The sequence below is a fragment of the Methylococcus geothermalis genome (genome assembly GCF_012769535.1).
In the GTDB taxonomy this organism is placed as follows: Bacteria; Pseudomonadota; Gammaproteobacteria; order Methylococcales; family Methylococcaceae; genus Methylococcus; species Methylococcus geothermalis.
On sequence record NZ_CP046565.1, the window covers coordinates 502,867 to 526,906 of the forward strand.

Here is a 24,040-nt window from a genome sequence, read left to right on the forward strand (position 1 = left end):
TTTTTCAAAGGATATCAATGTCTTGCAGAGAGGACGAGGGTGTTGGTAAATTCGGGCTGACATGTAGATGGATTGTGGATAACTTGATTCCGGTCGTACGCATCGAAGGACCGCACACGTTGTGCACAGGGAAAGGCGGACTTTTCCCACACCGGATCGCAAACCACAGGAACTTCTCGGATGTTCGAAGTCGCGGAACTGAAATCCACGCTGGATAAAACCTCATACGCTGCTCAAGTACCGGATCTGCGAATGCAGCTCCTGGATTTACAACAGAAGATCGAAACCGCGGGGATCACTGTCGTCTTTCTGGTGGCGGGCCTGGACTGCGCGGGCAAGGGTGACATCATCCACACGCTGAACGAATGGATGGACCCGCGCTACATGGGAACCCATGCCTTCGGCAGGCCTTCGGAGGACGAACGGGAGCGCCCCAATCACTGGCGCTATTGGATGGCTCAGCCGCCGCGCGGCCGGATCGGGATTTTCACCGTCGGCTGGTACGGACCGCCGCTTGCGGACCGGCTGTATTCGCGTATCGACGAAGCCGCCTTCCTGGCCGAGTTGGCCCACATCAACCGCCTGGAAAAAGCCTGGGCCAGCGACGGCGCCCTGGTGGTCAAATGCTGGCTGCATCTGAGCAAGAAGCAGCAGCGCAAGATCATCGACAAAACCGAGAGTGATCCCGAGACGCGCTGGAAGATCACCGAAATCGAGCACGAACACCTGAAGCTCTACGACGATTTTCTCGTGATCGCGGAGAAAGCGCTGCGGGAAACCAATACGCCGGAAGCGCCCTGGTTCCTGGTCAACGGCTACGACTCGCACTACCGGCGGATCGCGGTCGGCCGCCATCTGGCACAGTGCATTACGGCTCGTTTGGAAGGTGTCCGGAACAAATGCGCCAAGTCCGGACCCCCGGTTTCGAGTCCCGGGCCGAGCATCCTAAGCGCGGTGGATTTGAAGGCCCAACTTGGAAAAAAGGCCTACCAGGAGGAAAAGTCCGCCTTCCAGTCCAGGATCAGCCGCCTGACCCGGCTGGCACGCCAGCAAAAACGCTCGGCCATGCTGGTATTCGAGGGTTGGGACGCGGCCGGCAAAGGCGGAGTCATCCGCCGCATCACGCCGGCGATGGATGCGCGCAACTACCGCGTCATTCCCATCGCCGCGCCGACCGACGAGGAAAGGGCGCATCATTACCTCTGGCGGTTCTGGCGGCACCTGCCGCGCGATGGCAACGTCACCATCTACGACCGGAGCTGGTATGGCAGGGTGCTGGTGGAGCGGGTGGAAGGCTTCGCCAGCGACGAGGAATGGCGCCGCGCCTATTCCGAAATCAACGACTTCGAGGAGGAACTGACCGGCCACGGCATCATCCTGCTCAAGTTCTGGCTGCACATCTCCAAGGACGAACAGGCCAAGCGGTTCCGGGAGCGCGAGCAGACACGCTACAAGCGCTACAAGATCACCGAGGACGACTTGCGCAACCGGGAGAAATGGGAGGCTTACGAACAGGCGGTGAACGACATGGTGACCCAGACCAGCACCAGCTATGCGCCTTGGCATATCGTCGCCGCCAACGACAAGTACCACGCGCGCATCGAAGTGTTTCGCACCCTGTGCAAGGCTTACCAGCGGGCGCTGAAACTCTAGTTATCTAACGGTATGAAAAGTCTGATAAACTTCGCCCCCCTCGAGCCATCCCCAGCCGGGCCGAAACCGGCGGAGCCCCATGTTTTTCCATGACCAATTCGATGTGATCGTAGTCGGCGGCGGACACGCCGGCGTCGAGGCCGCCCTGGCCGCAGCGCGTACCGGCGCGCGTACCCTGCTGCTGACGCAGAACGTGGAAACCCTGGGCCAGATGAGCTGCAATCCGGCCATCGGCGGCATCGGCAAAGGCCATCTGGTGAGGGAAATCGACGCCCTGGGGGGGCTGATGGCGCGTGCGGCGGACCGCGCGGGCATCCAGTTCCGTACCCTGAACGCGAGCAAGGGCCCGGCGGTGCGGGCGACCCGCGCCCAGGCGGACCGCAGCCTCTACCGCAAGGCCGTGCGGGAGGGACTGGGAGCGCAGGAAAACCTCAGCCTGTTCCAGCAGACCGTGGTCGACCTGATCGTCGAAGACGGCAGGGCGGCCGGCGTCGTGACCCAGATGGGGCTCAAGTTCCGTTCCCGCTGCGTGGTGCTCACCGTCGGGACATTTCTGGCCGGGCGCATCCACATTGGCCTGGAAAACTACGACGGTGGCCGGGCCGGCGACCCGCCCGCGACCGATCTCGCGCGGCGCCTGCGCGATCTGGGGTTCAAGGTCTCGCGGCTGAAGACCGGCACCCCGCCGCGCATCGACCGCCGCAGCATCGATTTCAGCCGGATGGTCGAACAGCCGGGCGACGATCCGACCCCCGTGTTTTCCTTCATCGGCAGCCGCGACGAGCATCCTTCGCAGGTGTCGTGCTACATCACCCGCACCAACGAGCGCACCCATGAGCTGATCCGCGCCGGCCTCGACCGCTCGCCGATGTTCACCGGCATCATCGAGGGCGTCGGACCGCGCTACTGTCCGTCCATCGAAGACAAGGTGGTGCGTTTCGCCGAACGCGGTTCGCACCAGATTTTCGTCGAGCCGGAAGGCCTCGACAGCCTGGAAATCTATCCCAACGGGATTTCCACCAGCCTGCCGTTCGACGTGCAGATCGCCATGGTCCGCTCGATCGAGGGGTTCGAGAACGCACGAATCACCCGGCCCGGCTATGCGATCGAATACGATTTCTTCGACCCGCAGGACCTCCATTACTCACTGGAAACGCGCCACATGGCGAACCTGTTTTTTGCCGGCCAGATCAATGGCACGACCGGTTACGAGGAGGCGGCGGCGCAGGGATTGCTGGCGGGCCTCAACGCGGCGCGCAAGGCGCGGGACTTGGAATCGTGGTGGCCGGGCCGGGGCGAGGCCTACCTCGGCGTGCTGGTCGACGACCTCATCACCCGCGGCACGTCCGAGCCCTACCGGATGTTCACCAGCCGCGCCGAATACCGCCTGGTGCTGCGGGAAGACAATGCCGATCTGCGTTTGACCGAAACCGGCCGCGCCCTGGGACTGGTGGACGATGCGCGCTGGGCGGCTTTCGAAGCCAAACGCGGCGCCATCGAAGCGTTGGGCGCGCGTCTCGCGGGGCGGCGCATCCGTCCCGATACCGAGGAAGCCGAAGCCTGGTGCACGCTCACGACGATACCGCTGCAGCACGAGTCGAGCCTGTTGGAACTGCTGCGGCGCCCGGACGTCGGCCTCGATCTCATCTCGGGCTGCGCCCCGGACTTGTTCGAGGGCATGGACGCGGCGGTGCGGGAGCAGGTGGAAATCCAGGCCAAATACACCGGCTACATCGAACGCCAGCAGGCGGAGATCGAACGCATCCGGCGCTATGAGGCCTGGTGTCTGCCGGACGCGATGGATTACACCCATGTCGTGGGGCTATCCAACGAAGTGAGGGAAAAGCTGGGCCGGCTCAAGCCAGGCACCGTCGGCCAGGCGGCGCGCATCCCCGGCGTGACGCCGGCGGCGATCTCGCTGCTGCTGGTGCATCTGCGCCGAAGCGGCGTCACCCCATGCCCTTGACCGCACTGCTCGAGCAGGGCTTGAGCGAACTGGGCTTGTCCGCCGATCCCGGACAACGCCGGCGTCTGCTGCATTTCGTCGAACTGCTGCGCAAGTGGAACCGGGTTTACAACCTCACGGCCATCGAAGATCCACGGGAGTCGGTGCAACTGCATCTCCTCGACAGCCTTTCGGTCGCGCCCTACCTGCATGGCGAGCGGGTCCTGGACGTCGGAACCGGCGCGGGCCTGCCGGGCATTCCGCTGGCGATCGTGCAGCCGGAGCGGCGGTTCGTGCTGCTCGACTGCAATGCGAAGAAAATCCGCTTCGTCCATCAGGTGGTGATCGAGCTGGGCCTCTCCAACGTCGCGCCGGTGCAGGCGCGGGTCGAGTCTTTCAGCGATGCGACCGGTTTTGACTGCGTGTTGGCGCGGGCCTATGCCGCGCTGGCGGAAATCTGGGCCGACGCGAGCCCCCTGCTCAAGGCGGGCGGCGCCGTGCTGGCCCTCAAGGGGCGCCGGCCCGAAGCCGAACTCGGCGCATTGCCGGCCGGAATCGCGGTCGGCATCCATCGGTTGCGGGTGCCTGGCGTGGACGCGGAACGGCATCTTGCAGAACTCAGGGCGACAGGGCAGGATTCGTAAATGGGCAAGGCAAAGATCATCGCAATCGCGAACCAGAAAGGGGGGGTCGGCAAGACCACGACCGGCGTCAACCTGGCCGCATCCCTGGCGGCGACGAAAAACAAGGTGCTGCTGATCGACCTCGATCCGCAAGGCAATGCGACCATGGGATGCGGCGTCGACAAGCGAACCCTGCGCCGATCGAGTTACCAGGTGCTGATCCGGCATGCCCGGGCTATGGATGCGATCATCGAACTCGAAGGGCTGGGTTTCGACCTCATGCCCAGCAATTCCGACCTGGCCGCGGCGCAGGTCGATCTGCTGCAAATCGACGGACGCGACCGCTGCCTGGCCGAGGCCTTGGAGCCCTGCCTCGGCCTTTACCGGTTCATCCTGATCGACTGCCCGCCGTCTCTCAACATGCTGACGGTCAACGCCCTGGTTGCGGCCGACAGCGTGCTGATCCCGATGCAATGCGAGTACTACGCGCTGGAAGGTTTGTCGGATCTGATGGACACCCTGGGCAAGATCCGCGCGAGCGTGAATCCCCGGCTGGCGGTGGAAGGACTGCTGCGTACCATGTACGACACCCGCAGCCGGCTGGCCAACGAGGTTTCCGAGCAATTGCTCGAGCATTTCCCGGACCGGGTGTTCCGCACCGTCATCCCCCGCAACATCCGCCTGGCCGAGGCACCCAGCCACGGCGTGCCGGTCATGTATCACGACAAGAGTTCCAAGGGGGCGCTGGCCTATCTGGCGCTGGCCGGCGAAATCGTCCGCCGCAATGAGCGAAAGACCGCCGCCGCGTAGAAAACGAGGGAATCGACGAGCATGAAGAGACCCGCCTTGGGCAGAGGCCTGGAAGCCCTGCTGGGAGAAGCCAAGCTGGATTCGAAGCAGGAATCCCTGCGGAAACTCCCCATCGAGCACCTGGAACCGAGCCCGTTCCAGCCTCGCAAGGATTTCGATTCGGCCAAGCTGCGCGAACTCGCCGACTCCATCAGTGCCCAGGGCATCGTCCAGCCGATCGTGGTGCGATCCGCTGACCAGGGACGCTACCAGATCGTCGCCGGCGAACGGCGCTGGCGTGCCGCGCAGCTCGCCGGCATCCGCGAGGTGCCGGTGGTGGTGCGCGAAGTGCCGGACCAGGCCGCCCTGGCCATCGCGCTCATCGAAAACATCCAGCGCGAAGACCTGAACCCGATGGAGGAGGCCGAGGCGATTCGGCGCCTGCTGGAAGAACATCGCATGACGCACCAGCAGGTGGCCGACGCCCTGGGCAAATCCCGCGTCACCATCACCAATCTCAACCGGCTCAATGACTTGCATGCAGACGTGAAAGCGTTGCTGCGCGCCGGCGAAATCGACATGGGCCACGCCAGGGCCTTGCTCACCTTGCCCCCCGGCCAGCAGGGCGAAGTCGCCCGGCGTATCGCCGACAAGCGCCTGAGCGTGCGGGAAGCGGAGTCGCTGGTGAACAGTCTGTTGAAAACAACCGATGCCGGACCGAAATCGGCGGTTTCCACCGATCCCGACATCGCCAGGCTGGAACGGCGCATGGCCGAGCAATTGGGCGCCGGCGTCAGGATTCAGCATGGCGGGAAGGGGGCGGGCAAGCTCGTCATCTCCTACGCGAGCCTGGAGCAGCTCGAGGGTTTGCTGGCGCGGTTCGGAGGCTGAACCGGTTTGATCTTTGAGAAACCCGCTGCTATGATGCCGCGGCGTTTGTGCGGGGATGCCTGAAATGTTAGGCGGGCGTTTGTACGGGGGGGTACGACGGATCATCCGCTGGCAACTCATCGTGATGGTTGTCTGCGGAGCGGTTGCCTACATCGCGGGCGGATGGAAAACAGCAATATCGGCATCTGCAGGGGGGCTGATCGCGTTCATACCGAATGCGTTCTTCGCGCTCCGTTTCGGCTTCTTCGACCCGACCCGTAGTGCTCGCGACATCGTGCGGGCCTTCTATGTCGGCGAGTCCATGAAGCTCGTCTTGACCGGCGTCCTGTTCTTCCTGGCATTTCAATTCCGCGAACTAGAATTTTTGCCGCTTTTCTCCGGATTTATAGTGGCACTCGGGGTGTATTGGATCGCCCTGCTGCAACGAATTTGAACAACTAGAGCAAGGCTGACAATGGCGACTGAAGCGCACGATACCGGTGGCGCCACCGGCTACATCGTCCATCACCTGACCCCCCTCTCCTCCGGCGAGGGTTTCTGGACCCTGCACGTGGACACGCTGTTCTTCTCCGTGTTGCTGGGCGCGGTGTTCCTTTTCTTCTTCCGCAAGGCCGCCGAACAGGCGACGGCTGGTGTGCCCGGACCCTTGCAGAATTTCGTCGAGATGATCGTCGAATTCGTCGACACCCAGGTCAAGGACAGCTTCCACGGCCGCAACGCCCTGATCGCACCGCTGGCCCTGAGCATTTTCGCCTGGGTGTTCCTGATGAACGCCATGGATCTCCTGCCGGTCGACCTGCTGCCCGACGTGGGCAAGGCGATCGGCCTCGAGTATCTGCGCGTGGTGCCGAGCACCGACCTCAACGCCACCTTCGGCATGTCGATCTCGGTGTTTTTCCTGATCATTTTCTACAGCCTGAAGGTCAAGGGGCCGGTTCATTTCGCGAAGGAATTCCTGTTCCATCCGTTCGATCACTGGGCATTGACGCCCTTCAATCTGCTGCTGAATACGGTTGAGTACCTGGCGAAGCCGGTCTCTCTCGGCTTGCGACTTTTCGGCAACATGTATGCGGGCGAACTGATCTTCATCCTGATCGCGCTGCTGCCCTGGTGGATCCAGCCGGCGTTGAGTTTCCCGTGGGCGGTGTTCCACATCCTGATCATCACGCTGCAAGCGTTCATCTTCATGGTGTTGACCATCGTCTATCTCAGCCTGGCGCACGAAAGTCACTAAGGCATTGCTTCCAGTTCTTTTTTCTAAATCACTTTAACTTACCTTTTGGAGGAAAAATGGAAACTGTATACGGTATGACCGCGATCGCTGTCGGCATCATTCTGGGTCTGGGCGCCATGGGCACGGCCATCGGCTTCGGCCTGCTCGGCGGCAAGTTCCTGGAAGGCGCGGCCCGCCAGCCGGAAATGGTCCCCATGCTGCAGGTCAAGATGTTCATCGTTGCAGGTCTGCTCGACGCAGTGACCATGATCGGCGTCGGTCTCGCCCTGTTCTTCACTTTCGCGAACCCGTTCGTGAAATAAGCTGACCATTCGCATACGGTTGAAACCTAAGCGAAAGCACTCAAGCAAAGTGAGGACAGCGCCGTGAACATCAATGCCACGCTATTCGGGCAAATGGTCACATTCGCGCTTCTGGTGTGGTTCACCATGAAGTACGTCTGGCCGCCCCTGTTGCAAGCTCTGGAAGAGCGCAAGAAAAAAATCGCCGAAGGTCTGGCTGCGGCCGAAAAAGGCAAGCACGAGATGGAGCTTGCCGAAAAGCGCGCAATCAGCGCCTTGAAGGATGCCAAAGACCAAGCCGCGGAAATCGTGAACCTGGCTCAAAAACGCGCCAACGCGCTGGTGGACGAATCAAAAGAGTCCGCCAAGCTCGAGGGCGAACGCATCCTCGCGAGTGCCAGGGCGGAGATCGACCGCGAGCTGGAAAATGCCAAGGAAGAACTCCGCAAGCAGGTTTCCGTGCTGGCGATCAGTGCTGCGGAGAAAATCCTGCAGCGCGAGGTCGACCAGAAAAAGCATCAGGAAATCCTTTCCAGCCTCGGCAAGCAGTTGGGCTAGACATCGATGAGCGAACTGACCACCCTGGCTCGGCCCTACGCCGTCGCCGTATTCAAGGCGGCCAAGGAGGCCGGCAAGATGCAGGAATGGGCCGATATGCTCGAATTTCTGAAGCAGGTCATGGCCGATCCTCTGATCGAGCGGGCCGCCAGCGATCCGAAGGTCGGAAAAGACAAATTCGTCGCCAACTTCCTGGACCTTTGCAAAGGTCACCTCACCCCCGACGGCGAGAATTTCGTTCGTCTTTTGGCGAACAACGGCCGTCTGGGACTGGTCGGGACGATCGCCGACATGTTCGCCGAATTCCGGGCGGAAGAAGAAGGGTACGTTGACGTCGACGTCATTACCGCTTACCCGCTCGAAGAGAGCGAAGAAACGAATCTCAATGCGTTGGTGGAAAAGTGGATGTCGCGTAAGGGGCGCCTTCACGTCACCGTGGATGAATCCCTGATCGCCGGCGTGATTTTGCGCGCGAGCGGCCGGGTCGTCGATGCTTCCATACGTGGCCAGCTCCAGCGATTGGCGAAACGACTCTCCAATTAGAATGAGACAGTATCATGCAATTGAACGCGTCTGAAATCAGTGATCTCATCAAGCAGAGGATCGGGAAGTTCGATCTGGGCGTTGAGTCACGCAGTGAAGGAACCATCGTCAGCCTGACCGACGGCATCGTCCGCATCCACGGTCTCCAGGACGTGATGCAGGGCGAAATGGTGGAATTCCCCGGCAATACCTACGGCATGGCGCTCAACCTGGAGCGCGATTCGGTCGGTGCGGTGGTGCTCGGTTCCTACGAGCATCTCTCCGAAGGCGACACCGCGAAGTGCACCGGCCGCATCTTGGAAGTGCCGGTGGGCGAGGCGCTGCTCGGTCGAGTGGTCGATGCTCTGGGCAACCCGATCGACGGCGCGGGCCCGATCGACGCCAAGCGCTTCTCGCCGATCGAGAAGATCGCGCCGGGCGTGATCTCGCGCCAGTCGGTGAGCCAGCCGCTGCAGACCGGCCTCAAAGCCATCGACTCGATGATCCCGGTGGGCCGGGGCCAGCGCGAGCTGATCATCGGCGACCGCCAGACCGGCAAGAGCGCCATCGCGATCGATGCCATCATCAACCAGAAGGGCACCGGCGTTAAGTGCATCTACGTCGCGGTCGGCCAAAAGCAGTCCTCGATCGCCAACGTGGTGCGCAAGCTGCAGGAGCACGGCGCGATGGAACATACCATCGTGGTGTCGGCATCCGCCTCCGAATCCGCCGCGCTGCAATTCATCGCTCCTTATTCCGGTTGCGCCATGGGCGAATACTTCCGCGATCGCGGCGAGGATGCGCTCATCGTCTACGACGACCTGACCAAGCAGGCCTGGGCCTACCGCCAGATCTCGCTGCTGCTGCGCCGTCCGCCGGGCCGCGAAGCCTATCCGGGCGACGTGTTCTACCTGCATTCACGCCTCTTGGAACGTGCATCGCGGATCAACGCAGAAGAGGTCGAGCGTCTCACCCAGGGTGAGGTGAAAGGCAAGACCGGTTCGCTGACCGCCCTGCCCATCATCGAGACCCAGGCCGGCGACGTTTCCGCCTTCGTACCGACCAACGTGATTTCGATCACCGACGGCCAGATCTTCCTGGAAACCAACCTGTTCAACGCAGGCATCCGTCCGGCCGTGAACGCCGGATTGTCGGTGTCCCGCGTCGGCGGTGCGGCCCAGACCAAGATCATCAAGAAGCTCGGCGGCGGTATTCGTCTCGACCTCGCACAGTACCGCGAGCTCGCGGCCTTTGCCCAGTTCGCATCGGATCTGGACGAGGCGACCCGCAAGCAGATCGAGCGCGGTCAGCGCGTGACCGAACTCATGAAGCAGAACCAGTATTCGCCCATGAGTATCGCGCAGATGAGCGTCTCCCTCTTCGCGGCGAACGAAGGCTATCTGGACGACATCGAGGTCGACAAGGTGCGCGACTTCGAAGATGCCCTGCAGGAATACATGAAGTCGCAGTGCGCCGAGCTGCTGAAGTCGATCGACGCCACCGGCGACTACAACGACGCGATTCAGGCCGGCTTGCACGAAGCGATCAAGAAGTTCAAAGCGACTCACGCCTGGTAAAGGTGCAACCATGGCCGTCGGCAAAGAAATCCGTTTAAAGATCGCGAGCGTTCGCAACACCCAGAAGATCACGCGCGCCATGGAAATGGTTGCGGCGAGCAAGATGCGCCGCACCCAGGACCGGCTGCAGGCGACCCGCCCGTATGCGCGCAAGATCGCCCGGATCATCAAGCACCTCGCGCAAGCCAATCCGGAGTACCGGAATCCGTTCATGATCGAGCGTCCCGTCAAACGCGTGGGCGTGGTCCTGGTGTCTTCGGACCGCGGTCTGTGCGGCGGCCTGAACTCCAATCTGTTCCGGCTTATGCTGCGGCAGATGAAGGCATGGGACGAAGCGGGCGTCGAAGTTCGGCTGGGCGTGATCGGCCAGAAGGGTGCATCGTTCTTCGGCAGCGTGGGAGCGGATATCTCCGGCCAGGTTGTCCGGCTCGGCGACACGCCGCATCTGGAAGGCATCATCGGAGTCCTGAAAGTCATGCTGGACGCGTTCGGCGAAGGCGAGATCGATGAGCTTTACGTGGCTCACAACGAGTTCGTCAACACCATGACGCAGAAGCCGAAGCTGGAGCGCCTGGCGCCGATCAAGGCGGAAGAGATTTCCGATGAGCTCAAGGGCCATTGGGATTACCTTTACGAGCCCGACGCCAAGACCGTGCTGGATGCGCTGATCACGCGCTATATCGAGTCGCTGGTGTTCCAGGGTCTGGTCGAGAACAACGCTTGCGAGCAGGCCGCCCGCATGGTCGCCATGAAGAGCGCCTCCGACAACGCCGGCAAACTCATCAAGGAGTTGCAGCTGATCTACAACAAGGCGCGGCAGGCGGCCATCACGCAGGAAATCGCCGAAATCGTCGGCGGCGCGGCTGCGGTCTAGCGGAATAAATCAATAGATATCCGAAGAGGGCAGAAATGAGTTCTGGGAAAATCGTACAGATCATCGGCGCGGTGGTCGACGCGGAATTTCCGCGTGAATCCTTACCGAAGATTTACGACGCACTGCGCGTCGACGAGGTCGGCCTCGTCCTCGAAGTCCAGCAACAGCTGGGCGATGGCGTGGTGCGCTGTATCGCCATGGGTTCCACCGACGGCGTCAAGCGCGGCGTCACCGTGACCAACACGGGCGCACCGATCTCGGTGCCGGTGGGTACCGAAACGCTCGGCCGCATCATGAACGTGCTCGGCGACCCGATCGACGAAAAAGGTCCGATCGGCGAGAAGGAACGCTGGGGCATCCACCGCAAGGCGCCTTCCTATCAGGACCAGGCGGCCGCCAACGAATTGCTGGAGACCGGCATCAAGGTGATCGACCTGATCTGCCCGTTCGCCAAGGGCGGCAAGGTCGGGCTGTTCGGCGGCGCCGGCGTGGGCAAGACCGTGAACATGATGGAGCTGATCCGCAACATCGCCATCGAACACAGCGGCTACTCGGTCTTCGCGGGCGTAGGCGAACGTACCCGTGAGGGCAACGACTTCTACCACGAAATGAAGGACTCGAACGTTCTCGACAAGGTGTCGCTGGTGTACGGCCAGATGAACGAGCCGCCGGGCAACCGGCTGCGGGTGGCGTTGACCGGCCTCACCATCGCCGAGAAGTTCCGTGACGAAGGCCGCGACGTGCTGCTGTTCATCGACAACATCTACCGCTACACCCTGGCGGGTACGGAAGTGTCGGCACTGCTCGGGCGCATGCCGTCCGCCGTGGGCTACCAGCCGAACCTCGCCGAGGAGATGGGCATCCTGCAGGAGCGCATCACTTCGACCAAGACCGGGTCCATCACGTCCATCCAGGCCGTCTACGTCCCGGCCGACGACTTGACCGACCCGTCTCCGGCAACGACCTTCGCGCATCTCGACGCCACCGTGGTGCTGTCGCGCCAGATCGCCGAGCTGGGCATCTATCCGGCGGTCGATCCGCTGGATTCCACCAGCCGCCAGCTCGATCCGCTGGTGATCGGGCACGAGCATTACGAGACCACCCGTCGGGTGCAGAGCACCCTGCAGCGGTACAAGGAGCTGCGTGACATCATCGCGATCCTCGGCATGGACGAGCTCTCGGAAAACGACAAGCTGATCGTTTCGCGCGCCCGCAAGATCCAGCGTTTCCTGTCGCAGCCGTTCTTCGTGGCCGAAGTGTTCACGGGTTCGCCCGGCAAGTACGTTTCGCTGAAAGACACGATTGCGGGCTTCAAGGGGATCGTCGAAGGCGAGTACGACGACGTGCCGGAGCAGGCATTCTACATGGTCGGTTCGATCGACGAGGCGCTGGAGAAAGCCAAACGCCTGGCCGCTTGATCGGCAAGCCATAGGAGGTAATGAAGATGGCCATGACGATGCATGTGGACATCGTGAGCGCAGAAGGCGAGATCTTCTCGGGGCAAGCCGAGCTGGTCGTAGCGCCCGGCCAGGAAGGCGAGGTCGGCATCGCCGCGCGGCATGCGCCGTTCCTGTCCCCGCTCAAGCCCGGCGAGGTCCGCGTCAAGAGCGAAGGCCAGGAGCCGTTGTCGTTCTATGTGTCCGGCGGAATGCTGGAGGTTCAACCGTACCTGGTGACCATCCTGTCGGAAACCGCGGTGCGCGCGAAAGACATCGACGAAGCCGCGGCGCAGGAAGCCAAGCGGGCCGCCGAGGAGGCGTTGTCGGACCGGTCCGGCCGGCTGGAATACGCCAAGGCCCAGGCGCAGTTGGCGGAAGCGGTGGCGCAGCTGAGGACGCTGGAGAATTACCGGAAGGGCCGGGCGTAATCGTTCGATCCAGCGGTCAAAGGCCCGGTAAAGGTGATGCTATGCTTCACCTTTACCGGGTTTTTTTCGTTGATCCTCGTGAAGGAGACTTGAGTGGAAGTCATCGCTCTCATTCTGGCGGCAGGCCAGGGCACGCGCATGCGTTCCGATTTGCCGAAGGTTCTCCACCGGATCGGCGGCCTTTGTCTGCTCGAGCATGTATACCGGCTCGCCGCGGCGCTCGAAGTCGGCGAGACGGTGATTGTCTATGGTCACGGCGGCGAGCAGGCGCCGTCCACCTTGGGCCATTTGCCGGCGACATGGATCGAGCAGAAGGAGCGCAAGGGGACCGGGCATGCCGTGATGCAGGCGGCGGACCGGATCGGCGACGACTCGAAAGTTCTCATCCTTTACGGTGACGTCCCGCTGCTGAAAAGGGAAACGGTCGAGACCCTGCTGCACCATGTCGGCGAATCGAGCCTGGGTCTCCTCACGGTCGAGCTGGACAACCCGACCGGCTACGGCCGCATCATTCGCGACGGCGCCGGCAAGGTCCTCCGCATCGTCGAGGAGAAGGACGCCACCCCGGAAGAGCGCGCCGTCCGCGAGGTCAATACCGGCATCCTGGCCGTCGAAGGGGCTCCGCTGAAGCGTTGGCTGAAGGCCTTGCGCAACGACAACGCCCAGGGCGAGTACTACCTCACCGACATCATCGGCATGGCGGTGGCGGAGGGCTATTTCGTCGATGCGACGCATCCCGCCAGTCCGGACGAAGTCCTCGGCGTGAACGACCGCCGGCAACTGGCCGAGCTGGAGCGGATTTACCAAGGCCGCCAGGCGCGTGCGCTGATGGAGCAAGGCGTGACCCTGCGCGATCCGGCGCGCTTCGACCTGAGAGGCGAGATCGTCGAACTGGGCCGCGACGTGGAAATCGACGTCAACGTGATTCTCGAAGGCAGGATCCGCCTGGGCGACAAGGCACGCATCGGTCCCAACGTTTATCTGAAGGACGCCGTGATCGGCCCGGAAGTGGAAATCCTCGCCCATAGCGTCATCGAGGGTGCCGTCGTCGGCGCGGGCTCGAGGGTCGGCCCCTTCGCCAGGCTGAGGCCCGAATCCGTGCTCGCCGAGGAAGTCCATATCGGCAATTTCGTGGAAGTGAAGAAATCGGACATTGCCGCGGGCTCCAAGGTCAACCACCTGAGCTACATCGGCGATGCGAGCATCGGCCGGGGGGTCAACGTCGGGGCGGGCACGATCACCTGCAACTACGACGGCGTCAACAAGCACCGGACCGTCATCGAGGACGGCGCGTTCATCGGCTCCGACACCCAGCTCGTCGCGCCGGTCCGGGTGGGGCGCAACGCCACCATCGGCGCCGGTTCCACCATCACCAGGGATACGCCCGAGGAATGCCTGACCCTGAGCCGCGCCAAGCAGCTCACCGTCGAAGGCTGGAAACGTCCGGAAAAAGCGAGGAAAGAGCCATGTGCGGAATAGTCGGCGCGGTGGCGCACCGCAATGTCACCCCGATCCTGCTGGAAGGTTTGAGGCGGCTGGAATACCGCGGCTATGATTCGGCCGGCCTCGCCGTGATCGCCGGGGATGGTTCGCTGGAGCGGGTGCGCCGCTCCGGCAAGCTGCGGGAGCTGGAGTCCGCCCTGGAATCCGCCCCGGTCGAAGGCGAAACCGGCATCGCCCACACCCGCTGGGCCACCCACGGCGTGCCGTCCGAACGCAACGCCCATCCGCATGTCTGCCGCGAGCGGGTCGCGGTGGTCCACAATGGCATCATCGAGAACCACGAGGCGCTGCGCCGGCAGCTCCAGCAGAAGGGGTACGAGTTCCTGTCGGAGACCGACACCGAAGTCGTCGTCAACCAGATCCACGACTTCCTGGAACAGGGGCTCTCCCTGCTGGAGGCGGTGCGCGCCACCGTCAGGGTGCTGGAAGGCGCCTACGCCGTCGGCGTCGTCAGCACCTGCGATCCGGGCCGGCTGATCGCCGCCCGCAAGGGCAGTCCGCTGGTGGTCGGCTTGGGCGAAAGCGAAAACTTCATCGCATCCGACGTCTTCGCCCTGGTCGGCGAAACGCAGCGCTTCGTCTTCCTGGAAGAAGGCGACCTCGCCGAACTGACCACCGAGTCGGTCAGGGTTTACGGCAGCGACGGCGCGAGGGTGGAGCGTCCGGTCCACGAGACCCGGCTGGCGCCGGATTCGGTGGAGCGCGGTGAATACCGCCATTACATGCAGAAGGAGATCCACGAACAGCCGGTCGCGGTCGAAAAGACCCTGAGCGGCCGCATCCATCAGGGCAGGGTGCTCACGTCTGCCTTCGGCGAGCGGGCCGAGGCCGCGTTCGAGCACGTCCGGGCTGTGCAGATCGTCGCCTGCGGCACCAGCTACCATGCCGGCAAGGTGGCGCGCTACTGGTTCGAGGCATTGGCCGGTCTGCCCTGTAGCGTGGAAGTCGCCAGCGAATTCCGCTACCGCAGGCAGGTCGTGCAGCCCGGTACCCTGTTCGTCACCATTTCCCAGTCCGGCGAGACCGCCGATACCCTGGCCGCGCTGAAGGTCGCCAAACAGCTCGGCTATGCGCACACCCTGGCCATCTGCAACGTACCGGAAAGCTCGATCGTGCGTGCATCGGATTCCTGCCTGATGACGCGGGCCGGCCCCGAGATCGGGGTGGCCTCGACCAAGGCTTTTACCACCCAGCTGACCGCCCTGCTGCTCTTGGTGCTGGCGCTGGGCCGGCGCCACGCCTTGTCCGCCGAACAGGAAGCGAAGATCGTCCGCGAGCTGGAGACCCTGCCCTCGCAGCTCCGGCACGTCCTGCAACTCGAAGACGAAATCGCGGCCTGGGCCGAGCTGTTCGGCGAGAAGCACCATGCGCTCTATCTCGGCCGCGGCGCCCAGTACCCGGTCGCCATGGAAGGGGCGCTCAAGCTCAAGGAAATCTCCTACATCCACGCCGAAGCCTACCCGGCGGGCGAACTCAAGCACGGGCCGCTGGCGCTCATCGACAACGAGATGCCGGTAGTCGCCGTGGCGCCCAACAACGAGCTGCTGGAAAAGCTCAAATCCAACCTGCAGGAGGTCCAGGCGCGCGGCGGCGAACTCTACGTGTTCGCCGATGCCGAAGCGCCGATCGAAAACGTGCCCGGCGTCAGGATTCTCAGGGTGGCGGAGACCGACGAAGTCGTCGCGCCCATCGTCTATAGCGTGCCGCTGCAGCTCCTCGCCTATCACGTCGCCCTGATCAAGGGCACGGACGTCGACCAGCCGCGCAATCTGGCCAAGTCGGTGACGGTGGAGTGAGGCGGGGACCTTGAGCGCTCGCCCGAGCCGCCGCGGTCGATTATGGGATAATGGCGCATTCGATCCGTTTGCCAGCCTTTCGTTTCCATGACCAGCCAGCGAAAAATCCTCGTCACCAGCGCCCTTCCCTACGCCAACGGCCCGGTCCACTTGGGCCATCTGGTCGAATACATCCAGACCGACATCTGGGTCCGCTTCCAGAAGATGCGGGGCCACGACTGCCGCTATGTCTGCGCCGACGACACCCACGGCACTCCCATCATGCTGCGCGCGGAAAAGGAGGGCATCAGCCCTGAAGAGCTGATCGCCCGCGTCCACCGCGAGCATCTGCGCGACTTCACCGGCTTTCACGTCGAGTTCGATAACTACTATTCGACCCATTCGGAGGAAACCCGCGCCCAGGCGGCCGAGATCTACGGCAGGCTCAAGGCCCGCGGCCTGATCGAATCGCGGGCGATCGAGCAGTATTTCGATCCGGTCAAGGCAATGTTCCTGCCCGACCGCTTCATCAAGGGGGAATGCCCCAAGTGCCACGCCAAGGACCAGTACGGGGATGCCTGTGAAGTCTGCGGCACCACCTATTCGCCCACCGACCTGATTAACCCTTACTCTGCGGTGTCGGGCGCCACGCCGGTGCGCAAGGAGTCGGTCCATTATTTCTTCAAGCTGGGCGAATGCGCCGAATTCCTGAAAACCTGGACCCGTTCCGGCACCCTGCAGACCGAGGCCGCCAACAAGATGGCGGAATGGTTCGAGGCGGGGCTGTCCGACTGGGATATCTCGCGCGATGCGCCGTATTTCGGCTTCGAGATTCCCGACGCGCCGGGCAAGTATTTCTATGTCTGGCTGGATGCGCCGGTCGGCTACATGGGCAGTTTCCGGAATCTGTGCGACCGACTTGGCCTGGATTTCGATGAATATTGGAAAAAGGATTCGGAGGCCGAGCTGTACCATTTCATCGGCAAGGACATTCTCTATTTCCACGCCCTGTTCTGGCCGGCCATGCTGGAACATTCCGATTTCCGCACCCCGACCAAGATATTCGCCCACGGCTTCCTGACCGTGAACGGCGAGAAGATGTCCAAGTCGCGCGGCACCTTCATCACCGCCCAGAGCTATCTCGACCAGGGCCTCAATCCGGAATGGCTGCGCTATTACTACGCCTGCAAGCTGAACGGCAGCATGGAGGACATCGACCTCAGCCTGGAAGATTTCGTCGCCCGGGTGAATAGCGATCTGGTGGGGAAATATGTAAACATCGCGGCACGAACGGCCGGATTTATTGTTGATCGATTTCAAGGCGAATTGGCTGCGCACGACGATCCGCTTCTGTTGAATCATCTGCATCACGATGGGAACCTTACACCTCGAAAACAGTACTTTATCGACAATATCCTTGCAGCCTTCCAATACAGCGCACAGGGTATCGCTACCAATTACGAAGCTCGTGAATTCGGAAAGGCTATTCGAGAAGTAATGCGCCTTGCGGACGAAGCAAACCAGTTTATTGCGGAATTTAAGCCGTGGGAGCTCGCAAAAACGCCAGGGCAAGATGCAGAACTTCAGATTGTTTGCAGCCTGGCCCTAAACTTATTTCATATCCTTACTATTTATCTTAAGCCTGTGCTACCTGAACTCACTAAAGCTGTCGATCAATTTCTAAACATTGAGTCGTCAGAATGGAACGACGTTCAGCGACCTCTGAGAGTTGGACATAAAATAAATCCCTACCAACACCTCATGACCCGCATCGACCCCAAGCAAATCGATGCCCTGGTCGAAGCCAACCGCCAGAGCCTGCAAGCCACGGCGGGGCAGCCGGAGCCGCATTCCCAGGTACGCCATGCCGAGCACCAGCAGCACGAGGTCCAGCCGATCGCCGAAACCATTTCCATCGACGACTTCGCCAAGGTCGATCTGCGCATCGCCCGTATCGCCAATGCCGAGCACGTCGAGGGCGCGGACAAGCTGCTGAAGCTGACGCTGGACCTGGGCGGCGAGACCCGCACGGTGTTCGCCGGCATCAAGTCGGCCTATGCGCCGGAGACCCTGATCGGGCGGCTGACCGTGATGGTCGCCAACCTGGCGCCGCGCAAGATGAAGTTCGGTACGTCCGAAGGCATGGTGCTGGCGGCGGGGCCGGGCGGCGCCGACATCTTCATCCTGTCGCCGGACGAAGGCGCCCGGCCCGGCATGAAGGTCAAGTAGCCAGGGCATGACATCTGCCAACCGCGAATGGATGGACCGCGATCTGGCGGTGCTGTGGCATCCGTGCAGCCAGATGAAGGACCACGAGTCGCTGCCGCTGATCCCGATCCGGCGCGGCGAGGGTGTCTGGCTGGAAGACTTCGACGGCAAGCGCTACCTGGACGCGATCAGTTCCTGGTGGGTCAACCTGTTCGGCCACTGCCACCCCGCGATCAACGCCGCGCTGGCCGACCAGCTCGGGCGGCTGGAGCAGGTCATCTTCGCCGGTTTCAGCCACGAGCCGGGCATCCGGCTGGCCGAGCGGCTGACGGTCGTCACTCCGCCGGGGCTGGAGCGCTGTTTCTACGCCGACAACGGCTCGGTGGCGGTCGAGGTGGCGCTGAAGATGAGCTTCCACTTTTGGCGCAACCTGGGGCGGCACGACAAGACCCGCTTCGTCACCCTGGAGAACAGCTACCACGGCGAGACACTGGGCGCTCTGGCGGTGGGCGACGTTCCGCTGTACAAGGAAACCTACCGGCCCCTGCTGATGGAAGCCGTGGCCGCGCCCAGCCCCGACGCCTACGGACGCGAGCCGGGGGAAACCGAAGCCGGCTATGCCGAGCGGCGGTTCCGCGACATGCTGGCGATTCTGGAGCGTGGCGCCGCTGACATCTGCGCCGTGATCGTCGAACCGCTGGTGCAGTGCGCCGGCGGCATGCGCATGTACGACCCGGTCTATCTCCGTTTGCTGCGCGAGGCTTGCGACCGGCTCGACATCCACCTCATCGCCGACGAGATCGCGGTCGGTTTCGGCCGCACCGGCAGCCTGTTCGCCTGCGAGCAGGCCGGGATCAGTCCGGATTTCCTGTGCCTGTCCAAGGGTCTGACCGGCGGTTATCTGCCGCTGGCGGCGGTGTTGACCCGGCCGGAAATCTACGCGGCTTTCTACGACGACTACGGCACCCTGAGGGCCTTCCTGCATTCCCACAGCTACACCGGCAACCCGCTGGCCTGCCGGGCGGCTCTGGCGACGCTGGAGCTGTTCGATCGGACCGACGTGCTGGGGCACAACCGCGAACTGGCGTGCTGCATGGCCGAGGCCACGGAACGTTTCCTGGAGCATCCCCATGTCGCCGAGGTCCGCCAGCGCGGCATGATCCTGGCGATCGAGATGGTGAAGGACAAGGCGACCCGCGAACCCTATCCCTGGCGGGAGCGGCGCGGCCTGCGGGTCTACCGCCGCGCGCTGGAGCGGGGCGTGCTGCTGCGCCCCCTGGGCAATGTGATCTACTTCATGCCGCCCTATGTGATCAGCCCGGACCAGATCCGCTTCATGGCGGAAGTGGCCTGGGAAGGGCTGCTGCTGGCGACGGAAGATTGAAAGGCCATGCGCATTTCCAGGCTCTATCTGCCGGTGCCACTGGCATCGGGCGCCGATGTCGTGCTGGACGGGGAGCACGCCCATTATCTGCGCACGGTCCTGCGGCTCAAGCGCGGCTTCGATCTCACGGTGTTCAACGGCGAAGGCGGCGAATTTGCCGCGCGCATCGTCGCCTGCCATCGCGAGGAGGTCAGGCTGGCGGTCGGCGATTACCGGCCGGTCGACCGGGAATCCCGGCTCGGTGTCCATCTGGGACTGGGCATCTCGCGGGGCGAGCGCATGGACTTGGCCATCCAGAAGGCGGTGGAGCTGGGGGTCGGCGCGATCACCCCGCTGTTCACCGAACGCTGCGTGGTGCAGCTCGATGGCGAACGCAAGGCGCAGCGGCTGGAGCACTGGCGCCGGGTGGTTTGGGCCGCCTGTGAGCAGAGCGGGCGCAACCGGGTGCCGGAAGTGCTGGAGCCGCGCTCCCTGGACGCTTGGCTACCGGCCGCAGCGGGCCTCAAGATTTTTCTCGACCCCCATGCCCGCGGTGGCCTGCGGGAGCTGGAACCGCCCGTCGGCATGGTGACCCTGCTGTCGGGACCGGAAGGCGGCTTCAGCGACGCCGAGCGCGAAGCGGCGGTGGCGGAGTCGTTCACTCCCATCCGGCTCGGTCCGCGCGTGCTGCGCACCGAAACCGCCGCCCTGGCCGCGCTGACGGCGATCCAGACCCTGTGGGGCGACCTGGCCGCTTGACCCCTTCCCCCTTCGACATCGAGCAGGCAATCCCATGATGTTACTGGCACTCGTACTGCATGTTCTGTCCGCCGTCCTGTGGGTCGGCGGCATGTTCTTCGCCCACCAGGTTTTGCGCCCCGCCGCCGGCCTGCTGGACGCGCCGCAACGGCTCCGGCTCTGGAATGCGGTGTTCGCGCGCTTCTTTCCCTGGGTCAAGGGCGCCATCGTGCTGCTGTTCCTCACCGGGTTCGGGTTGATCCATGCCTATGGCGGCTTCGGGCAGGTGGGGTGGCCGGTGCATCTGATGCTGCTCATCGCCCTCACCATGACCGTGATTTTCGGGGTGATCTACGCCAGGCCGTACAAGGCGTTGAAAGCCGCGGTGGCTGCGGAGGACTGGGCGATGGGGACGGAAGCCCTGGGCGTGATCCGCCGTCTGGTCGGCATCAATCTACTGCTCGGATTGATCACCGTGGCGGTGGCGAGCGGCGGGAGTTTCCTGCCGATTTGAGGCTCAGAGGTTTCTCGCCGCCGCGATGACCTCGTAAGCCTTGCGGATCTGCTGGGTCTTCTCGTTGGCGATGCGCACCATCTCCTCGGGCATCCCCTTGGCGACCAGCTTGTCCGGATGATGCCGGCTGATGAGCTTGCGGTAGGCGCGCTTGATCTCGTCGGCGCCGGCCGATGCCTTGATGCCGAGCATGGCGTAGGCGTCCTGCAGCGTATCCTCGCGGCGGCGCGACGGCATGTTCCGGTTGCCGCCGTAGGAGGAACTCCGATAGGCGCGGGCGAAGCGTATCGCCGCATCCAGGCGTCCTTTCATCGCATGATATTCGAAGCGCGAAATGTGGAGCTGGTCGCAAATGGCGATCAGGACGCGTTCCTCGGCCAGGTTGACGGGGCCGTCGGCGAAGGCGGCTTCGAGCTGGATTTCCAGGAAAATCCGGATCAGGGCATAGCGGCGGTGGCATTCCTTGCGGAACTGCTCGACCGCTTCCCGCAGCGGGAAGTCCGGTTGCTTGCCGCGGGTGAAGAGTTCGATGGCGGCGCGGCGCATGCCTTCGGACAGGTCCATGCGGTTCATCACCGTCCGCGCCACGGTGATTTCCGCCTCGGACACACGGCCGTCGGCCCTGGCGATGTGGCCCATCACGGAGAACGTAGCGGTGAAGAAGGCCATCTGGATGCGGTGCTGGGCGCCCGGCGACAGATCCGACTCGATCTGGGCATACTTGTCCTTGTCGCCGTCCAGCTTGTGGCCGATGGCGGCGCCCAGCAAGGCGCCCAGCGGGCCCCCGAGCAGAAAGCCGAAAGTGCCCCCCAAGAGTTTGCCGAGCCAGCTCACTTGAGAAACCGTTCCTTGATACTTGCCATAAATCCTCGCACCTTACATGATTGATGTTTGTCCTTAAAGTCTGGAAGAGTCAGCCCGATGACCGCCCCTGAGACATTGTTCGAATCCAGCCTGTCTTCACTGCGACTCAAAGCGCGGGGAAAAGTGCGCGATATCTACGAGGCCGGCGACGATCTGATGCTGATCGTCACGACGGACCGACTGTCGGCTTTCGACGTCATTTTACCCGACCCGATTCCGGGCAAGGGCCGGGTGCTGACCCACGTCTCGCGATTCTGGTTCGACCGCTTGAAGGACCGGGTGCCCAACCACCTTTCCGGGACGCCGCTGGAGGCGGTGCTGCCCGATACGGGCGAGCGCGAGCAGGTCGAGGGCCGGGCCATGGTGGTCAAACGCCTCAAGCCGTTGCCGGTGGAAGCCGTGGTGCGGGGTTATCTCATCGGCTCGGGCTGGAAGGACTACCAGCGCAGCGGCGCCGTCTGCGGCATCGAGCTGCCGGCGGGGCTGCGGCAGGCCGAGCGGCTGCCGGAACCGCTGTTCACGCCGTCCACCAAGGCCGAAATGGGCACTCACGACGAAAACATCGGGTTCGACCAGGTGATCGGCCTGGTCGGGCGGGAACTGGCCGAACAGGTGCGCGAGGTGGCTTTGGGCCTGTACCGGGAAGCGGCGGCCTATGCCTTGGCACGCGGCATCATCATCGCCGACACCAAGTTCGAATTCGGGGTGGACGAGGCCGGCGTGCTGCACTGGATCGACGAGGCGTTGACTCCGGATTCCTCGCGGTTCTGGCCGGCCGACAGCTACCGCCCCGGGATCAGCCCGCCGAGCTTCGACAAGCAGTTCGTGCGCGATTACCTGGAAACGCTGGACTGGGACAAGAAGCCCCCGGCGCCGCATCTGCCCCCGGACATCCTGGCCCGCACCGCGGAGAAATACCGGGAGGCGGAGCGGCGGCTGACCGGCGGTTGATATAGCGCGCAGCCGACTTACCCTCCCTCTCCCTGGGGGAGAGGGCCGGGGCGGCGGTCGCGAGGCGGCTCGGTGGACCGAGCGGCTCGGAGCCGCCGCACGGCGGCGATGCGCGCATACCGCAGGGCTTGGCCGAACGCCGGGCCCTGCAGTTGTTGTTCCAGCAGCGGTCGGCTGTCGACCGCGACGGCCGCGCGGCGCGCCTGCCGCAGCCAGTCGGCCTGCGGATAGGGCCGGTCCTCGAAGCCGGTCCTTCCTCTGGCGTCCGCCTCGCAGGCGAGCAGGAAGAGTTCCAGGGTGTCGTCGTGACGCTTGAGCGCGCCCAGCCGGTCCAGCAGATCCACCAGGGTCGAGGTGCGCAGTTCCGCCGCGCGGTGGCAGAGGCCGTGGTAGCGCATCACTTTCTCCGCCAGCCGGCGGTAGGCGTTGGGCGCGCGGAAGCGGTCGCACAACGCGTTCAGGGCGTCGAGGCCGAGGCGCTCGTGGCCGCGATGGCTGGGCCAGCGTTCCGGCGGCGTGAGCGCCTTGCCGAGGTCGTGGGTCAGGGCGGCGAAGCGGGCGGAAGGGTCGGCGGTCAGCCGCGCGGCCTGATCCAGCACCATCAGGGTGTGCACGCCGGTGTCGATCTCGGGATGATGCTGCGGCGGCTGGGGTACCCCGAACAGCCGCTCGATTTCCGGGAACAGCCGTTCCAGTGCCCCGCAGTCGCGCAGGGTCCGGAAGAAGGCCGAGGGCGCCGGTTCGGCCAGGGCCTTGGCGAGTTCGGCCCAGACCCGTTCCGGCACCAGGGCGTCGACCTCCCCGGCCTCGACCATGCGCCGCATTGCCACCAGGGTTTCCGGCGCCACGCGGAAACCGAGCGGCGTCAGCCGGGCCGTGAAGCGGGCAACGCGCAGGATGCGCACCGGATCTTCGGCGAAGGCGGGCGAAACGTGCCGCAGCAGCCGAGCTTCCAGGTCGCGCCGGCCGCCAAAGGGATCGACGAGCTGACCGTCCGGCGTTTCCGCCATGGCGTTGATGGTGAGGTCGCGCCGTTCCAGGTCCTGCTCCAGCGTGACGTCGGGCTCGGCATGCACGACGAAACCGCGGTAGCCGGGCGCGGTCTTGCGCTCGGTGCGGGCGAGGGCATACTCCTCGTGGGTTTCCGGGTGCAGGAACACCGGAAAGTCGCGGCCTACGGGGCGGAAGCCGCGCGCGATCATGGCTTCCGGCGATTCGCCCACCACGACCCAGTCACGTTCCCGGACCGGCAGGCCGAGCAGGCGGTCACGGACGGCGCCGCCGACCAAAAAGGCTTTCATCGATTCGAC

23 protein-coding genes are annotated in these 24,040 nt (G+C 63.6%); 21 read left to right on the forward strand and 2 right to left on the reverse strand.

Annotation, left to right across the window (positions count from 1 at the left end):
- Positions 1–180: 180 nt before the first annotated feature.
- From pap to GNH96_RS02470, 20 genes are all read left to right on the forward strand, one after another.
- The gene (gene pap, locus GNH96_RS02375; RefSeq protein WP_169601930.1) at positions 181–1,653 is read left to right on the forward strand and encodes a polyphosphate:AMP phosphotransferase; all 1,473 of its coding nucleotides are present in this window, start codon (positions 181–183) and stop codon (positions 1,651–1,653) included.
- A 79-nt stretch (positions 1,654–1,732) separates the two neighbouring features.
- Positions 1,733–3,619, forward strand: coding sequence for a tRNA uridine-5-carboxymethylaminomethyl(34) synthesis enzyme MnmG (gene mnmG / locus GNH96_RS02380; protein ID WP_169601932.1), 1,887 nt, complete (start codon positions 1,733–1,735; stop codon positions 3,617–3,619).
- Positions 3,610–4,242: a 16S rRNA (guanine(527)-N(7))-methyltransferase RsmG gene (gene rsmG, locus GNH96_RS02385; protein ID WP_169601934.1), complete on the forward strand. Its 633-nt coding sequence runs from the start codon at positions 3,610–3,612 to the stop codon at positions 4,240–4,242. Before mnmG ends, rsmG begins: the two co-directional genes overlap by 10 nt.
- Complete coding sequence (locus tag GNH96_RS02390) at positions 4,243–5,031, forward strand: ParA family protein (RefSeq protein ID WP_169601937.1); 789 nt, start codon at positions 4,243–4,245, stop codon at positions 5,029–5,031. It begins immediately after the preceding gene.
- Between the two features lie 21 nt (positions 5,032–5,052).
- Positions 5,053–5,901 (forward strand): ParB/RepB/Spo0J family partition protein, encoded by an 849-nt coding sequence (locus tag GNH96_RS02395; RefSeq protein WP_169601939.1) that lies wholly within the window; start codon positions 5,053–5,055, stop codon positions 5,899–5,901.
- Between the two features lie 55 nt (positions 5,902–5,956).
- The gene (locus tag GNH96_RS02400; RefSeq protein ID WP_169601941.1) at positions 5,957–6,334 is read left to right on the forward strand and encodes an ATP synthase subunit I; all 378 of its coding nucleotides are present in this window, start codon (positions 5,957–5,959) and stop codon (positions 6,332–6,334) included.
- A gap of 21 nt (positions 6,335–6,355) precedes the next feature.
- Entirely contained in the window at positions 6,356–7,135 is a 780-nt protein-coding gene (gene atpB / locus GNH96_RS02405) for a F0F1 ATP synthase subunit A (protein ID WP_169601943.1), read from the forward strand.
- A 56-nt stretch (positions 7,136–7,191) separates the two neighbouring features.
- The gene (gene atpE, locus GNH96_RS02410) at positions 7,192–7,437 is read left to right on the forward strand and encodes a F0F1 ATP synthase subunit C (RefSeq protein WP_010959380.1); all 246 of its coding nucleotides are present in this window, start codon (positions 7,192–7,194) and stop codon (positions 7,435–7,437) included.
- A 63-nt stretch (positions 7,438–7,500) separates the two neighbouring features.
- Positions 7,501–7,974: a F0F1 ATP synthase subunit B gene (locus tag GNH96_RS02415; protein WP_169601945.1), complete on the forward strand. Its 474-nt coding sequence runs from the start codon at positions 7,501–7,503 to the stop codon at positions 7,972–7,974.
- 6 nt (positions 7,975–7,980) lie between these two features.
- Entirely contained in the window at positions 7,981–8,517 is a 537-nt protein-coding gene (locus GNH96_RS02420) for a F0F1 ATP synthase subunit delta (protein WP_169601947.1), read from the forward strand.
- 14 nt (positions 8,518–8,531) lie between these two features.
- On the forward strand, positions 8,532–10,073 hold the full coding sequence (gene atpA / locus GNH96_RS02425; RefSeq protein WP_169601949.1) for a F0F1 ATP synthase subunit alpha: 1,542 nt from the start codon (positions 8,532–8,534) through the stop codon (positions 10,071–10,073).
- A 10-nt stretch (positions 10,074–10,083) separates the two neighbouring features.
- A complete protein-coding gene (gene atpG, locus GNH96_RS02430; protein WP_169601951.1) occupies positions 10,084–10,947 on the forward strand; it encodes a F0F1 ATP synthase subunit gamma in 864 nt (287 codons plus the stop codon).
- A 35-nt stretch (positions 10,948–10,982) separates the two neighbouring features.
- On the forward strand, positions 10,983–12,365 hold the full coding sequence (atpD, locus tag GNH96_RS02435) for a F0F1 ATP synthase subunit beta (protein ID WP_169601953.1): 1,383 nt from the start codon (positions 10,983–10,985) through the stop codon (positions 12,363–12,365).
- Positions 12,366–12,391: 26 nt separating this feature from the next.
- The gene (locus GNH96_RS02440) at positions 12,392–12,814 is read left to right on the forward strand and encodes a F0F1 ATP synthase subunit epsilon (RefSeq protein WP_169601955.1); all 423 of its coding nucleotides are present in this window, start codon (positions 12,392–12,394) and stop codon (positions 12,812–12,814) included.
- A gap of 93 nt (positions 12,815–12,907) precedes the next feature.
- Positions 12,908–14,293 (forward strand): bifunctional UDP-N-acetylglucosamine diphosphorylase/glucosamine-1-phosphate N-acetyltransferase GlmU, encoded by a 1,386-nt coding sequence (gene glmU / locus GNH96_RS02445; RefSeq protein ID WP_169601957.1) that lies wholly within the window; start codon positions 12,908–12,910, stop codon positions 14,291–14,293.
- On the forward strand, positions 14,281–16,113 hold the full coding sequence (gene glmS, locus GNH96_RS02450; RefSeq protein WP_169601959.1) for a glutamine--fructose-6-phosphate transaminase (isomerizing): 1,833 nt from the start codon (positions 14,281–14,283) through the stop codon (positions 16,111–16,113). Before glmU ends, glmS begins: the two co-directional genes overlap by 13 nt.
- A gap of 87 nt (positions 16,114–16,200) precedes the next feature.
- Positions 16,201–18,321: a methionine--tRNA ligase gene (metG, locus tag GNH96_RS02455; protein ID WP_169601962.1), complete on the forward strand. Its 2,121-nt coding sequence runs from the start codon at positions 16,201–16,203 to the stop codon at positions 18,319–18,321.
- A 7-nt stretch (positions 18,322–18,328) separates the two neighbouring features.
- On the forward strand, positions 18,329–19,684 hold the full coding sequence (locus GNH96_RS02460) for an adenosylmethionine--8-amino-7-oxononanoate transaminase (protein ID WP_169601964.1): 1,356 nt from the start codon (positions 18,329–18,331) through the stop codon (positions 19,682–19,684).
- A 6-nt stretch (positions 19,685–19,690) separates the two neighbouring features.
- Entirely contained in the window at positions 19,691–20,422 is a 732-nt protein-coding gene (locus GNH96_RS02465; protein ID WP_169601966.1) for a 16S rRNA (uracil(1498)-N(3))-methyltransferase, read from the forward strand.
- 34 nt (positions 20,423–20,456) lie between these two features.
- A complete protein-coding gene (locus GNH96_RS02470) occupies positions 20,457–20,915 on the forward strand; it encodes a CopD family protein (RefSeq protein WP_169601968.1) in 459 nt (152 codons plus the stop codon).
- 3 nt (positions 20,916–20,918) lie between these two features.
- On the opposite strand, the gene djlA is transcribed toward GNH96_RS02470, so the two are convergent.
- Positions 20,919–21,749, reverse strand: coding sequence for a co-chaperone DjlA (gene djlA, locus GNH96_RS02475; protein ID WP_169601970.1), 831 nt, complete (start codon positions 21,747–21,749; stop codon positions 20,919–20,921).
- Positions 21,750–21,836: 87 nt separating this feature from the next.
- Between djlA and GNH96_RS02480 the strand changes: the two genes are divergently transcribed.
- A complete protein-coding gene (locus tag GNH96_RS02480; RefSeq protein ID WP_169601972.1) occupies positions 21,837–22,730 on the forward strand; it encodes a phosphoribosylaminoimidazolesuccinocarboxamide synthase in 894 nt (297 codons plus the stop codon).
- A 17-nt stretch (positions 22,731–22,747) separates the two neighbouring features.
- Here GNH96_RS02480 and GNH96_RS02485 read toward each other — a convergent pair whose 3' ends face one another.
- A complete protein-coding gene (locus tag GNH96_RS02485) occupies positions 22,748–24,031 on the reverse strand; it encodes a multifunctional CCA addition/repair protein (RefSeq protein WP_169601974.1) in 1,284 nt (427 codons plus the stop codon).
- Positions 24,032–24,040: the final 9 nt, after the last annotated feature.

What these genes read in the sequence shown, in the direction of transcription:
- GNH96_RS02395 (WP_169601939.1), top strand. Translation starts at nt 5,053, where the DNA reads ATGAAGAGACCCGCCTTGGGCAGAGGCCTGGAAGCCCTGCTGGGAGAA.
- metG (WP_169601962.1), top strand. Translation starts at nt 16,201, where the DNA reads ATGACCAGCCAGCGAAAAATCCTCGTCACCAGCGCCCTTCCCTACGCC.
- atpB (WP_169601943.1), top strand. Translation starts at nt 6,356, where the DNA reads ATGGCGACTGAAGCGCACGATACCGGTGGCGCCACCGGCTACATCGTC.
- GNH96_RS02480 (WP_169601972.1), top strand. Translation starts at nt 21,837, where the DNA reads ATGACCGCCCCTGAGACATTGTTCGAATCCAGCCTGTCTTCACTGCGA.
- pap (WP_169601930.1), top strand. Translation starts at nt 181, where the DNA reads ATGTTCGAAGTCGCGGAACTGAAATCCACGCTGGATAAAACCTCATAC.
- GNH96_RS02420 (WP_169601947.1), top strand. Translation starts at nt 7,981, where the DNA reads ATGAGCGAACTGACCACCCTGGCTCGGCCCTACGCCGTCGCCGTATTC.
- atpD (WP_169601953.1), top strand. Translation starts at nt 10,983, where the DNA reads ATGAGTTCTGGGAAAATCGTACAGATCATCGGCGCGGTGGTCGACGCG.
- GNH96_RS02485 (WP_169601974.1), bottom strand. Translation starts at nt 24,031, where the DNA reads ATGAAAGCCTTTTTGGTCGGCGGCGCCGTCCGTGACCGCCTGCTCGGC.
- glmS (WP_169601959.1), top strand. Translation starts at nt 14,281, where the DNA reads ATGTGCGGAATAGTCGGCGCGGTGGCGCACCGCAATGTCACCCCGATC.
- GNH96_RS02400 (WP_169601941.1), top strand. Translation starts at nt 5,957, where the DNA reads ATGCCTGAAATGTTAGGCGGGCGTTTGTACGGGGGGGTACGACGGATC.
- GNH96_RS02460 (WP_169601964.1), top strand. Translation starts at nt 18,329, where the DNA reads ATGACATCTGCCAACCGCGAATGGATGGACCGCGATCTGGCGGTGCTG.
- GNH96_RS02465 (WP_169601966.1), top strand. Translation starts at nt 19,691, where the DNA reads ATGCGCATTTCCAGGCTCTATCTGCCGGTGCCACTGGCATCGGGCGCC.
- mnmG (WP_169601932.1), top strand. Translation starts at nt 1,733, where the DNA reads ATGTTTTTCCATGACCAATTCGATGTGATCGTAGTCGGCGGCGGACAC.
- atpA (WP_169601949.1), top strand. Translation starts at nt 8,532, where the DNA reads ATGCAATTGAACGCGTCTGAAATCAGTGATCTCATCAAGCAGAGGATC.
- atpE (WP_010959380.1), top strand. Translation starts at nt 7,192, where the DNA reads ATGGAAACTGTATACGGTATGACCGCGATCGCTGTCGGCATCATTCTG.
- GNH96_RS02470 (WP_169601968.1), top strand. Translation starts at nt 20,457, where the DNA reads ATGATGTTACTGGCACTCGTACTGCATGTTCTGTCCGCCGTCCTGTGG.
- GNH96_RS02390 (WP_169601937.1), top strand. Translation starts at nt 4,243, where the DNA reads ATGGGCAAGGCAAAGATCATCGCAATCGCGAACCAGAAAGGGGGGGTC.
- GNH96_RS02440 (WP_169601955.1), top strand. Translation starts at nt 12,392, where the DNA reads ATGGCCATGACGATGCATGTGGACATCGTGAGCGCAGAAGGCGAGATC.
- atpG (WP_169601951.1), top strand. Translation starts at nt 10,084, where the DNA reads ATGGCCGTCGGCAAAGAAATCCGTTTAAAGATCGCGAGCGTTCGCAAC.
- rsmG (WP_169601934.1), top strand. Translation starts at nt 3,610, where the DNA reads ATGCCCTTGACCGCACTGCTCGAGCAGGGCTTGAGCGAACTGGGCTTG.